This is a genomic window from Pedobacter arcticus A12, from assembly GCF_000302595.1.
Lineage (GTDB): Bacteria > Bacteroidota > Bacteroidia > Sphingobacteriales > Sphingobacteriaceae > Pseudopedobacter > Pseudopedobacter arcticus.
Genome location: NZ_JH947127.1, coordinates 561,365 through 574,380 on the forward strand (window position 1 = coordinate 561,365; position 13,016 = coordinate 574,380).

Consider the following 13,016-nt stretch of genomic DNA (forward strand, 5'->3'; position numbering starts at 1 on the left):
GGATGGAAAAAGATAAACGGAAAAAGATTATTCTAATTTGTTCGGACGGTGGCCATTTAGCTCAAACCTTGCACTTGAAAAAAATGTTTTTAAAGTACAATTACTTATTGGTTACAGAAAAAACACCCGCAACAGCATCTTTAGAAGAAACCTACAACACATTTTTTCTTGCCGCCAGATCTAAGGGACAAGGACGCGGAATCTCTTTTTATTTGGTAGCGCTTTACAATGCATTTTTGTCACTAAAAATACTGTTAACGCATTACCCAAAAGTCATTATTTCTACTGGAAGTCATACAGCTATTCCAATGTGCTTTTTAGGAAAACTACTGGGTATCAAAGTAGTTTTTATTTTATCTTATGCAAGGGTGAAATCTCGGGCTAAATCAGCTGATTTAATGTATAAAATTGCCGATAAATTTATCATACAGTGGCCTGATGAAGCACTCAATTATAAAAAAGGCATTTATTTGGGAGGGATATATTAATGATTCTTGTTTTATTAGGAACCTTTGTTACAGAGTTTAAAAGACCGCTGTTAGAAATTGACAGGCTTTGCAGAGAAGGTATAATTACCGAAGAAGTAATAGTACAAAGTGGACATACGGTTATTGATACAAAGCATTTGATCATGAAACCGTTTATTTCCCCAAAAGAGCTTGACGAACTGCATCAGAATGCTAGAATTATTATCACCCATGCGGGCACTGGTTCTTTGATTAAAGCTGTGGGTTTCCATAAAAAGATTATTGGCGTAGCCCGTTTAATAAAACATGGCGAACACGTTGACGACCATCAGCTCGAGATTTTAGATAAGTTTGTAGAGTTAGGTTATGTTATGCCTTGGCATGAGCAAGATAAACTTGAAAGTGTTTTAAATAAGATTGACGATTTTAAACCAGTTCCATTTGTTTCTAACAAGCCTGTGATCATGAACTATTTGAGTGATTATATCGATAGCTTGTAAATTAGGAATAGTTAACTACGTGGTTGAGTTTTTGCCAGAAAATGTTTAGAGTTTAATAAAACGGAGCTTTGAATTCATTTTTTAATACAACCTAAAATAAACAATAAAATTGAATTAACTTCGAGCTTCGGCAAAATTAGTTGATCATACCGAAACGTGATATGAATAGTAGATTTGATAATCTTTTTAGAATATTTTTTGCATTTACCGACTTAGGTTTTTTGTGTGTGTTGCATTTAGTATTGCTTTTAAACTTTAGTTTTCAAACCAATTCAGCAAACATAAGCCATGTAGAGTTTTTTATCATGAACAACATTTTCTGGTTGTTTAGCTCATACTTAACAGAAGTTTACATCAATGATAAGATGCTAAATTTCAAAAAATTTGCAAAAAGAACCAGTAGAGCATTCATTTTATATGTGGTTTTATTAGCTGTTTACCTGTATTTTTCTCGCTTTCATTTTAACAGAAACTATCTAATTATTAGTTTTGCCTCCTTTGCAGGATTCTTGGTAATCAGCCGATTGGTGTTTCTACAGCTTTCCAAACGTATTGCTCGCAAACAGTTAGCCTTTAATAAAATTATCGTTTTGGGGAATAATATTTTTGCTAAAAGCTTGGTTATTAAGCTTAGGGAAGCTAACAAAACTTTAACCGTTTTAGGTTGTTTTTCCGAAAAAACCACACCAGAAAACGATGACCAGTTCCCGTATTTAGGAACCCTCGATGATTGCATGAAATATGCCTTAAACAATCAAGTTACAGAAATTTACTGTACCCTTTCGCCAGAAGTTTATCCAGAAATCTATGAAATTGCGCAATCTGCAGAAAATCTTTGTATGCGATTTAGGTTTGTGCCAGACCTTCATTATTTTGTAGACCGTGATGTACATTTTGATTACTTAAACGGCATACCGGTATTATCCCTACGTTCAGAGCCTTTAGAAGATTTTGGCGTAAAAGTAAAAAAACGACTGTTCGACATTGTTTTTAGTCTTTTGGTAACCATATTCTTATTAAGCTGGTTAGTTCCCATCATTGCAATTCTCATCAAGTTAGATTCAAAAGGTCCTGTTTTCTTTTTGCAAGAACGATCCGGACTAAACAATAAACCTTTTAAATGTATAAAATTTAGAAGCTTAAAAATTAATGACGAAGCAAACAGCAAACAGGTTACACGCGGTGATAAAAGAATTACCAAGCTTGGCAAATTTTTAAGAAAATCCAGCATTGATGAACTTCCGCAGTTTTTTAATGTTATAAAGGGCGATATGTCTGTTGTAGGTCCACGTCCTCACATGTTAAAGCATACTGATGAATATTCGGCCATCATCATGAAATATATGATCCGCCATTATCAAAAACCCGGCGTTACTGGTTACGCACAAGTCAATGGCTTTAGAGGCGAGATTAAACATGAAGAACAACTGATCAAAAGAATCGAATACGATGTTTGGTACATCGAAAACTGGAGTCTTTGGTTAGATATCGATATTATATTTAAAACCGTTTTAGTAACCATAAAAGGCGACGATAATGCTTTTTAATTTGTAATTCTTAATCCATACTTTCTACTTATTACTTTCTACTTATTACTTATAACCTATTACCAAAATGCTATATCCACTAAAATTCAAAACTATATTTAAAGACAAAATATGGGGCGGAGAAAAAATTAAAACCTATTTAGGAAAAGATTTTGCTCCCCTACCCAACTGTGGCGAAACCTGGGAAATATCTGGTGTAAAATCTGATGTTTCTATCATCGCAAACGGCCCATTAACCGGTACTTCACTTGCACAACTTTTAGCTGATCAAAAAGGCGAACTCATCGGTAAAAAAAATTATGAAAGATTTGGGAATGAGTTTCCGTTATTGATCAAGTTTATTGATGCTAATGAAGATCTTTCTATTCAGGTCCACCCAAATGATGAACTAGCTGAAAAGCGCCATGGCTCTAAAGGAAAAACAGAGATGTGGTATGTTTTACAAGCAGATGAAGGTGCTACTTTAATTTCGGGATTTAACCAAAAACTTGATAAAGAAACTTATCTAAAAAAATTCAATGCTGGCGAATTAAGCGATATTTTAAATAAAGAAGAAGTTAAAGCTGGCGATGTATTCTTTTTACCTGCTGGTCGTGTTCATACCATTGGTAAAGGCTTATTGATTGCAGAAATTCAGCAAACCTCGGACATTACTTACAGAATTTACGATTTTGACCGTGTAGATGACCAGGGGAACAAAAGAGAGTTACATGTTGAAGAAGCATTAGACGCTATTGATTATACTTTTTACGACGAGTATAAAACAAAATACAACGACACCATCAACGAGCCGGTGGCATTAGTTGACTGTAAATATTTTACAACCAATATTTTAACCTACACAGAAGATACATTAAGGGACTACAGCGCCAATGACAGTTTTGTAATTCATGTTTGTGTGGAAGGTTCTTATATTTTAAAGTATGGAATTGAAGAATTACCTGTACAAATGGGCGATTGTGTTTTAATTCCGGCAACCACAGAAAAAGTTGTACTAAGTACAAACAAAAGCTTTAAAATATTAGAAAGTTATATTGGTTAACAACCCCTAAAAATTAAAAAGGCATGCTTTTGGATTACTTATTGTAATATCAGAAAATGCTTAACTATGTTGACCTAATTTTATTCCTTATTATAATCCTGAGTATATATCATGGTTACCGCCGTGGTTTTATTTTAGGTTTTTTAGAACTCTTTGCACTAGCTGTCAGTATCCTGACAGCTTTTTACTTTTACCAAACAACCGCTTCCTACTTATCGCAATATCTGCAATTAGAAGAACGTTGGGCTTTACCATTCTCCTTTCTAGTAACATTGGTATTATCACGTTTTATAATCGGTATTATCGTTTACTTTCTAATCAGAAAACTACCGCCACGCTTACATAAAAACAAATTGAATAAATACGCTGGTTTAATTCCTGGCTTTGTACGAGGTTTTTTTTATGCTTCCTTAATTGCCATGCTGTTTCTGTTCGTCAACCTTTGGGGTGGTTTAACAAAAACAACTAGGGAAAGCTATATTGCTAACAGTCTCACGCAAAACATTGAAATTATAGATGCCAAAATTGCATCTGATATAACCGAAAAGGTGAAACAAAGCATCAGCAAATTAACCATCGAACCCGAATCAGACGAAACAGTTTACTTACATTTTAACGTTGAAAACCCAACTATAAACGAGAAAATGGAAAACCATTTGTTGGTATTGGTAAATCAGGAAAGAAGGAAAGCCAATTTACCGCCTTTTGCTCGTGATACTGCCTTAAGAACTGTCGCTAGAGCGCATTCATTAGATATGTTTAAAAAAGGTTATTTCTCCCATATCAGTTTAGACAATACCACTCCGTTTGATAGAATTCAGGCACACGGCATAAACTATTTTACCGCGGGAGAGAACCTAGCTTTGGCACAAACAGTAGAAATTGCACACATGGGCTTAATGAACTCACCAGGGCATAAGGCAAACATCTTAAATCCAAAATTTGGCCGTATAGGCATTGGCATTATGGATGGTGGTATATATGGAATTATGGTGACCCAAAATTTCAGAAACTAACCCAAAACTTTCTTTTTATTACTACATTTAAAAGAATGAAGACAATCTTATCTATTGACGGTGGTGGCATAAAAGGAATTATCCCTGGGATGGTTTTGGTAGAGCTTGAAGAACGATTAAGGCAACGAACAGGAGACAACGACGCACACATTGCCAGTTATTTCGATTTTTTTGCAGGCACCAGTACCGGTGGCATCCTAACTTGTTTATTACTTTGTCCTTCAAAAGATGACCCCACAAAACCACGCTTTTCTGCAAGGGAGGCACTGGATCTCTATATTACAAACGGAACAAAAATATTCGAAAGTAAAGGCTTCAAAAAAGTTTTTGCAGATATAGGCTGGGTAACCGAAAGATACGATGCTGAATTTTTAGAAAAAATATTATTGGAATATTTTGAGGATGTAAAGCTGAGCGAGTTGATAAAACCTTGTATCATTACGGCTTACAATATTGAGTTAAGAAAAGCCCACATCTTTAGGCAAAAAACCGCAAAAAGCAGAGGTGTACACCGGGATTTTTACGTACGTGATGTTTGCCGAGCTACTTCTGCCGCTCCTACTTACTTTAGTGTTGCCGAGATAAAATCACTGGCAGGTGTAAGATATCCATTGCTCGACGGAGGAATATTCGCCACAAACCCTTCTTTAAGTGCCTTTGTTGAAATCAAACGAGAACCCGAACAAGAGTTTTTTCCAAATGACATCCATATCCTTTCTTTAGGTACTGGCGTTTCTAAGCAATCTTACGATAGTAATGAACTGCGGGACACCAAGGCACTTTTTGTGGTTCCAGCTTTGTTAGACATGATGATGGGCGCCGCTACAGAAACCAGTCACTTTTACATGAAGCAGATTTTTAGCTTTTTAGGAATTCCAGACAATTACATCCGTTTGGAACCGCAAAATCTGCAAAGTGTAGAAGAGCGTTTAGATGCTGCCGATGCAAGAAATATCCAAAAACTAATGGCCCTTGCAGATAGAATGATTAGTCAGCGTAACCAAGTTTTAGATGTGATAGTCGATAATCTGATTAAGCTTAAACGTAATAAAGAATTGGAAGAAGGTGGGAAGTAATCAATGAAATCCAATTAAATAACGAAAAGCGTCACAAGGAAAGTCTTGCACATAAAATTTGATATACTATCTGTGCAATTTTTTCTAGTTTTTCATTAAAAACAAAAAAACCTCAACCATTTTCATGATTGAGGTTTTCTAGCTTTCAGCATAATGCCTTCCGCTTTTGAGTTTAAAAAACTTATCCGTTAGATAATGCAGCAGCACCACTCACAATCTCAGAAAGCTCTGTAGTAATTGCAGCTTGACGGGCTTGGTTATAAGCTAATTTTAATTTTTTTAATAGATCCCCAGCGTTATCGGTTGCTTTGTCCATCGCTGTCATTCTTGCGCCATGCTCTGAAGCATGAGAATCTAAAACCGCTTTATATAATTGCAATTTGATGTTTTTAGGGATCAACTGTTCAACAATTTCTTTTTGAGAAGGTTCCAAAATATAATCTACTTGATTAGCAGATGTGTTTTCGGTTTGTGCAACTTTAGGTACAGGCAATAACTGCTCAGTAGTTAAAATCTGCATTGCTGCATTTTTAAACTGATTGTAAATCACCTCAACTTTATCGTATTTACCATCTACAAAACCTTGCATAATGGCTTCAGTAATTGTAGAGATATTCTCAAAATTTAAAGCGCCGTATACTTCATTATTGTTTCCGATAACGTTGTACTTACGTTTCTCATAATAATCATGTGCCTTTTTACCAATCGCAATAATGTTCAAATTTCCAGACTGGTGGAAAGTGTTATACTTATCGGCAATAAGGTTGTTGGCAGTTTTAATTACGTTGGTATTAAAAGCGCCGGCCAAACCACGGTTTGATGTCACTACAACAACCAAAACGTTTTTAACTTCACGCTCTTGAGTATAAACAGAAACTCCATCTTCTAAACTAGCAGAAAGATTAGCCAAAATTTCCTTAAGCTTATTAGCATAGGGACGCAATTGTATAATGGCGTTAGTTGCTCTTTTTAACTTAGCAGCCGAAACCATTTTCATTGCTTTGGTAATTTGCTGTGTAGAGCTTACCGATGCTATTCTGATTCTTACTTCTTTTAAATTTGCCATTTTATAGTATCGAGTATTTAGTATCAAGTATCAAGATGAATGCAGTCTTGATACTTGATACTTTTGTCTTGCTACCTAATTAATATTTCGCTGATAATTCTGCTGCTACTTTTTCTAACACACTTGTTAAGCTGTCGTCAAATTTACCTGCTTTTAAGGCAGCTAAAACTTCTGGGTGACGTTGCTCTAATTGTGTAGTGTATTCTAATTCGAATTCTCTGATTTTATTGACAGGTACACTTCTCATTAGGTTTTTAACACCTGCATAAATGATTGCTACTTGTTTTTCAACAGAAACTGGAGAAAACTGACCTTGCTTTAAAATTTCAACGTTTCTAGCACCTTTATCTAAAACCAATTTGGTTGAAGCATCTAAATCAGATCCGAATTTAGAGAAAGCCTCCAATTCACGGTATTGTGCCTGATCTAGTTTTAAAGTACCAGCAACTTTCTTCATTGATTTAATTTGAGCGTTACCACCTACACGAGATACGGAGATACCTACGTTAATAGCCGGACGAACACCTGCGTTAAACAAGTTAGATTCTAAGAAAATCTGACCATCAGTAATCGAGATTACGTTGGTTGGGATGTATGCAGAAACGTCACCAGCCTGAGTTTCAATAATTGGCAATGCAGTTAAAGAACCACCACCTTTTACAATACCTCTAATAGATTCTGGCAAATCGTTCATTAGTTGAGCGATAGAATCATTCTGGTTGATTTTTGCAGCTCTTTCTAATAAACGGCTGTGTAGGTAAAAAACATCACCTGGGTAAGCCTCACGTCCTGGAGGACGCTTTAATAATAAAGAAACCTCGCGGTAAGCAACTGCTTGTTTTGATAAATCATCATAAACGATTAAAGCTGGTCTTCCTGTATCACGGAAAAACTCGCCAATTGCAGCACCTGCGAAAGGAGCGTAAAATTGCATTGGAGCTGGATCTGCAGCAGAAGCGGCAACAACAACTGTGTAAGCCATTGCTCCATTTTCATCTAACGCCTTAACAACGTTAGCTACAGTACTTGCTTTTTGCCCAATGGCAACATATATACAGAATACAGGTTTTCCTGCATCGTAAAATTCTTTTTGGTTGATGATAGTATCAATACAAACTGCTGATTTACCAGTCTGGCGGTCACCAATAACCAACTCACGTTGTCCACGTCCAATTGGAATCATTGCATCAATAGCTTTGATACCAGTTTGTAATGGTTCTGTAACTGGCTGACGGTAGATTACACCTGGTGCTTTACGCTCCAAAGGCATTTCGTAAGTTTGACCAACGATTGGACCTTTACCATCAATTGGAGTACCCAAAGTATTTACCACACGGCCTAACATACCTTCACCTACGTTAATAGATGCAATACGTTTTGTACGCTTAATGGTATCTCCTTCTTTAATCTCGTCAGACTGACCTAACAAAACCACCCCAACGTTATCTTCTTCTAAGTTCAAAACGATACCTTGTAAGCCTGACTCAAACTCAACCAGCTCACCAGCTTGTACCTTTGTTAAACCATAAACACGAGCAATACCATCACCAACTTGTAGTACGGTACCAACTTCCTCTAATTCAGTTTCTGACTTAAAGCCTGATAATTGCTGACGTAAAATCGCCGAAACTTCATCTGGTCTTACTTCTACCATCTTTTTTTATTTAAGATTTTTTATTTTTTTTATTGTTTCTGTAAAGGTTGTTTTACTGGTTAAAACCAGCTAAAACTAGGCAATCACTTTTTGGGCAAAATCCTTTTTTAATTTGCTTAAACTACTAGCTATACTTGCATCGTATTGTTTATCGCCAACAGTTAATATAAAACCGCCAATTAAACTAGCATCTATAGCGGTATCAAGCTTAACATCTCCACCGGTTACTGCTTTAACTTTATTAATAATTTCCGTTTTTGATGCTTCTGTTAACTCAACAGCAGAAATTACTTTAGCTGTAACGATGTTTTTATACTCGTTGTATTCTGCTAAAAATTCTTTTGCTACGCCGTAAATTATCCCCGCCCTTCCCTTATCAACAACTATCTTTAAAAACGCAGCAGTCATTTTATTTATTTTTTCACCAAAAATAGCTATCAAAATCGCATTCTTTTTGCTTAAAGGAATGATCGGATTTTTAACAACTGCTTGCAGTTCGGTATTTGCTTTTAGGGTATTTACGAAAAGACTCATATCACCCTTAATTTCTTCTAGAACTTTATTTTCTAAAGCTAAATCAATTAAAGACTTTGCGTATCTGGATGCTACTTTTATTTCTGACATATTTGTAGAGTTGAAAGTTAAAGGTTTAAAGTTTAAAGGCTAAGCCTACTTTTAACTTTTAACTTTATACTTTTAACTTCTTAGTTCAATTTCACATCTTTCAACAAGTCGCTTACTAGAGCATCTTGTTTTTGTTTATCATCAAACTGCTTACGCAAAACCTTTTCCGCAATCTCTAAAGATAGAGAGGCAACTTGGTTTTTAACTTCGTCTAAAGCAGCAATTTTTTGGTTGTTAATCTCGATTTTAGCTTTCTCGATCAACTTAGCACCTTCTGTTTGTGCAGCGTTTTTAGCTTCGGCAACAATCTGGTCTTTTAACTCCTTTGCTTCTTTTAGAATCTGGTCACGCTCAACTCTTGCTTCTTTTAACAATGCTTCGTTTTCGGTTGATAAACGAGACATTTCTGCTCGGGCAAGTTCGGCTTTGTTTAAAGCATCTTCAATTGAACGTTCACGGTCATGAATTGCAGCCAAAACAGGTTTCCAAGCTAATTTCTTCAATAGCATCAGGAGGATCAAAAATGATACTAATGTCCAGAATACTAAGCCAATACTAGGAGTTACTAATTCCATAAAATTTTATGTGCTATTGTTAAATAATCATTTTAAAAACCGAGAATTTAGCCAATCGCTAAATTCTCGGTTTGTTAATTCTTAAGCTCCTACGTTATTACCTAAAAGAGCTACTACTACACCAAACAAAGCAACACCTTCAACAAGTGCCGCAGCGATGATCATAGCAGTTTGAATTTTTGAAGCAGCCTCTGGCTGACGAGCAATACCTTCCATTGCTTTACCACCAATTTGACCAATACCGATACCTGCACCGATAACTGCTAAACCTGCACCAATTGCAGCGATTGAACCTACCATAACTATTTTAATTTATTATATGATTGTTAAACAAAATGTTTCTCTTTTCGAGAGCAAAGTCAAGACTACAAATTGGTCTTTAATCTTTACTCTTTTTTCTTGACTCTTAACTCTATTTTAATGGTGATGTTCTTCTACAGCAGTTCCAATGAACAAGGCTGTAAGCATCGTAAAAATAAAGGCTTGTAAAAAGGCTACCAGTAATTCTAAAACATACATAAACAATACGAATGCAACAGAAACAGGAGCCATAGCCAATGTTTTAAAAATAAAGATCAGTGATATTAAACTCAACACGATAATGTGCCCAGCAGTAATGTTTGCAAACAAACGAATCATTAATGCGAATGGCTTAGAGAAAACCCCTATAATTTCCACGATCCACATTATTGGTAATAACCAAAACGGAACATCTGGTTTAAAGATATGAGCCCAGTAGTATTTATTACCGTTCAAATTAACTACTACCAAAACAACAGCAGAGAGCACCATTGTTACCGCAATATTACCTGTTACGTTTGCACTTCCAGGAAAAATTGGCACCAAGCCTAATAAGTTATTGATCCAGATAAAAAAGAAAATGGTCAACAACAGTGGCATAAATTTCTCAAACTTATAACCAATGTTCGGACGAGCAATATCGTCACGTACAAATATGATGATGGGCTCTACCCAAGACTGCAAACCTTTAGGCGCTTTACCTACCCTCTTTTTGTAAGCACCTGCAACGCTTACGAAAATCAATAAAATGACAATGATAGATATAAACAGCGCAGCTACGTTTTTAGTAATGGAAAAATCGTAAACTCCTGAAGAAAGCTCTTCGCTCACCTGCCCATCTGCACCAAGAATCTTAATATGCTTCTCGGCCAATAGGTAAGTGTTTTTTCCTGAGTTGTAAGGAGCTGGATTATGGTGTTCGTCAAATAATCTTGATGAAGAAAAAACATCCAAACCGTTTGGTGTAAACAAAATCACTGGCAAAGGAATAGAAGTGTGCCCCCATAAGTGCCATCCATGAGAGTCACCAATATGCTCCAAGATAGTTACCGTTGGATCGAATTTCTCGTCGTGTGATACATGACCTTCCTCAATCTCGATTATTGTTTTTTCGGCCTCAATTTCTTGCATTGCAAAAGAATTAAACGTTAAAAACAGGAGAAAAAGAGCGATGGATGCCCTGCTAGCGAGATTTTTAAAATTTAAAATGTGGCTTAAATACATTTATTACGTGTTTTTTACTTCTTAATTTGGTGGCGCAAGTTACACAACAAACAATAAATTTCAAAGACTGTAAACAATAAATATATAGAAAAAAAGTTGATGAGGAATAAAACGGCGTCCACTCGCACTTTAACCACATAAAACAGTATAAAACTAAGGGTTAAAAGTAGTCGTAAAACGATTGCAGCTAGTAGAATAGAGCTTTGATGATCACCTCCTATTTTTAAACCGACTACAGACAGCCCGTAAACCAACAAAGTAATTCCGGCCATAAACCCATAAACCAACCAAAAGTGTGGAATTAAAAATGTTCCGTTAAGCAAAAAGCGATCAACAGACCAGAAAATTAGCGCTACGCTTAAAATCAATAAAACGTACAGCAATGAAAATTTACGAAAGTCCAAAGAATTTTATTTAAGTCCTCTAAAAATGAAGTATAATGAGATAGCAACACCAACCAAGCTAAGTATAGCTGTATATATTGGTATGCTGCTATTTTGGTATTCATCTAACTTATAGCCAGCAAAAGTAAAAGCACCAATAATGCCTACCATTTGAAAACCCAAGCTCGAATATTTTACGTAAGCATTAAGCGGTTGCTTCTCTTCGTTCTGGTCGGTTTTCTTCGGTTCCATCGTTAGCAGGTTTTAATATAGATTTTGTTTGTGTAAGACCAGTTTGGCACTGCCCAATTAAATTTGCACCGTTCTCTACAACCAGTTTATTCGAAAAAACGTCGCCTTTTAAATAGGCTGTCGCTTTTAAGAACAACAAATCTGTAGTGGTTACATCTCCAGAAACCTTCCCAGATACTTCAGCGCTTTCTGAAAAAATATCACCTAAAACCTCTCCGCTTACACTAATTACCACTTTAGCTTTTGATTTTACATCTCCCACTATCTTTCCATCTATCCTAACGTCACTTTTGGTAATTAAATCACCACTAATTTCGGTACCCACACCTATAATATTTATAGATCCCGCTTTTTGTTCGCCGTTAAGCTTATCTAATTTTTTATTACCAAACATCTGTTTTTATTTTAAAATGTCATATAATTCTTTGGATTAACAGCAGTTCCGTTAAACCATAATTCGAAATGCAAATGTGGTCCTGTTGTAAATTCACCACTGTTACCAACTACAGCAATCACCTCTCCCGCCCTTACGAAACTACCAACTTTTTTTAATAACACAGAGCAATGCTTATAAATTGAAACCAAATTGTTCCGGTGCTGAACTGCTATAACATAACCGGTTTCTGATGTAAAATTGGCAAAAAACACAGTCCCATCCAAAGTTGCCTTCACGTTTTCGTTTTTTTTGCTGGTAATATCAGTTCCGTAATGCTGAATCTTTGGATCAAACTCTTCAGTAATTCTACCTCGTAAAGGGTTGAAAAAAGTGTAAGAAGCAATACTTGACTTCTCCGTTTTATCATCTGCATTTAAATCAAATTTACCCTCAGACTCAATCAACTTCCTTAACTCTCTTTCTTCCTTAGATATTTTCTGGTTCAGTTTTATGCTGTCTGTGGCCTTGCTTATATCCTTATCGCGTTTTGTTTCGCCAGCATCGGGAGTTTTTCCTTCAATAATATCTTTTAGGTTTTTTAAATAAACTCTATTTGCATTAGCCAACTGCTCTAATGAATCTACTTTACCGTAAGTATCGATAATGTCCTTTTTAGAACTCGCATCTGTAACACCAGAAACATATTCTCTAAGTGGCGTAAACTTAACCGTAACAATTGTTAACATAATCAACAGGATTGCAAACGTTGCGCTACCGATAATTAAGTACCAAAGAGATGCGTTAAACGAAGCTTTTTCTTCGAATGTATCATCGTTAAGGATAACTAATTTATACCTTTCTTTAAGTTTGTCTATGAGTTTTTTTCTTTTACCCGCCAATGTCTATATATTCTT

At 35.8% G+C, this 13,016-nt stretch carries 15 protein-coding genes; 6 read left to right on the top strand and 9 right to left on the bottom strand.

Annotated features, from left to right (window positions below; translation table 11 throughout):
• Positions 1-2: 2 nt before the first annotated feature.
• The 6 genes from pssD to B176_RS0114105 all read left to right on the top strand — a co-directional run bounded on the left by pssD (position 3) and on the right by B176_RS0114105 (position 5,648).
• Complete coding sequence (pssD, locus tag B176_RS0114080; protein ID WP_017259469.1) at positions 3-488, top strand: PssD/Cps14F family polysaccharide biosynthesis glycosyltransferase; 486 nt, start codon at positions 3-5, stop codon at positions 486-488.
• Entirely contained in the window at positions 488-967 is a 480-nt protein-coding gene (locus B176_RS0114085) for a glycosyltransferase (RefSeq protein WP_017259470.1), read from the top strand. The genes pssD and B176_RS0114085 overlap by 1 nt, the downstream gene beginning before the upstream one ends.
• Positions 968-1,128: 161 nt before the next feature.
• Positions 1,129-2,514 (top strand): undecaprenyl-phosphate glucose phosphotransferase, encoded by a 1,386-nt coding sequence (locus B176_RS0114090; RefSeq protein WP_017259471.1) that lies wholly within the window; start codon positions 1,129-1,131, stop codon positions 2,512-2,514.
• A 67-nt stretch (positions 2,515-2,581) separates the two neighbouring features.
• Positions 2,582-3,556 carry a type I phosphomannose isomerase catalytic subunit gene (locus tag B176_RS0114095; RefSeq protein WP_017259472.1) on the top strand — a complete coding sequence of 325 codons (975 nt, stop codon included), beginning with the start codon at positions 2,582-2,584 and terminating at the stop codon, positions 3,554-3,556.
• A gap of 56 nt (positions 3,557-3,612) precedes the next feature.
• Positions 3,613-4,572, top strand: coding sequence for a CvpA family protein (locus tag B176_RS0114100; RefSeq protein ID WP_017259473.1), 960 nt, complete (start codon positions 3,613-3,615; stop codon positions 4,570-4,572).
• Positions 4,573-4,607: 35 nt separating this feature from the next.
• Entirely contained in the window at positions 4,608-5,648 is a 1,041-nt protein-coding gene (locus B176_RS0114105) for a patatin-like phospholipase family protein (protein WP_017259474.1), read from the top strand.
• A gap of 181 nt (positions 5,649-5,829) precedes the next feature.
• Here B176_RS0114105 and atpG read toward each other — a convergent pair whose 3' ends face one another.
• The 9 genes from atpG to B176_RS0114155 all read right to left on the bottom strand — a co-directional run bounded on the left by atpG (position 5,830) and on the right by B176_RS0114155 (position 13,001).
• Entirely contained in the window at positions 5,830-6,714 is an 885-nt protein-coding gene (gene atpG / locus B176_RS0114110; RefSeq protein WP_017259475.1) for an ATP synthase F1 subunit gamma, read from the bottom strand.
• A gap of 79 nt (positions 6,715-6,793) precedes the next feature.
• Positions 6,794-8,368: a F0F1 ATP synthase subunit alpha gene (atpA, locus tag B176_RS0114115; RefSeq protein ID WP_017259476.1), complete on the bottom strand. Its 1,575-nt coding sequence runs from the start codon at positions 8,366-8,368 to the stop codon at positions 6,794-6,796.
• A 75-nt stretch (positions 8,369-8,443) separates the two neighbouring features.
• Positions 8,444-8,992 (bottom strand): ATP synthase F1 subunit delta, encoded by a 549-nt coding sequence (gene atpH / locus B176_RS0114120; RefSeq protein ID WP_017259477.1) that lies wholly within the window; start codon positions 8,990-8,992, stop codon positions 8,444-8,446.
• 80 nt (positions 8,993-9,072) lie between these two features.
• Complete coding sequence (locus tag B176_RS0114125) at positions 9,073-9,567, bottom strand: F0F1 ATP synthase subunit B (protein WP_017259478.1); 495 nt, start codon at positions 9,565-9,567, stop codon at positions 9,073-9,075.
• Positions 9,568-9,648: 81 nt separating this feature from the next.
• Positions 9,649-9,867 carry an ATP synthase F0 subunit C gene (atpE, locus tag B176_RS0114130; protein ID WP_017259479.1) on the bottom strand — a complete coding sequence of 73 codons (219 nt, stop codon included), beginning with the start codon at positions 9,865-9,867 and terminating at the stop codon, positions 9,649-9,651.
• 117 nt (positions 9,868-9,984) lie between these two features.
• Positions 9,985-11,091: a F0F1 ATP synthase subunit A gene (atpB, locus tag B176_RS0114135; RefSeq protein ID WP_017259480.1), complete on the bottom strand. Its 1,107-nt coding sequence runs from the start codon at positions 11,089-11,091 to the stop codon at positions 9,985-9,987.
• 410 nt (positions 11,092-11,501) lie between these two features.
• Positions 11,502-11,726: an AtpZ/AtpI family protein gene (locus B176_RS0114145; RefSeq protein ID WP_026063354.1), complete on the bottom strand. Its 225-nt coding sequence runs from the start codon at positions 11,724-11,726 to the stop codon at positions 11,502-11,504.
• Entirely contained in the window at positions 11,680-12,120 is a 441-nt protein-coding gene (locus tag B176_RS0114150; RefSeq protein ID WP_017259483.1) for a bactofilin family protein, read from the bottom strand. The genes B176_RS0114145 and B176_RS0114150 overlap by 47 nt, the downstream gene beginning before the upstream one ends.
• A gap of 11 nt (positions 12,121-12,131) precedes the next feature.
• Entirely contained in the window at positions 12,132-13,001 is an 870-nt protein-coding gene (locus B176_RS0114155; protein ID WP_017259484.1) for a M23 family metallopeptidase, read from the bottom strand.
• Positions 13,002-13,016 lie beyond the last annotated feature (15 nt).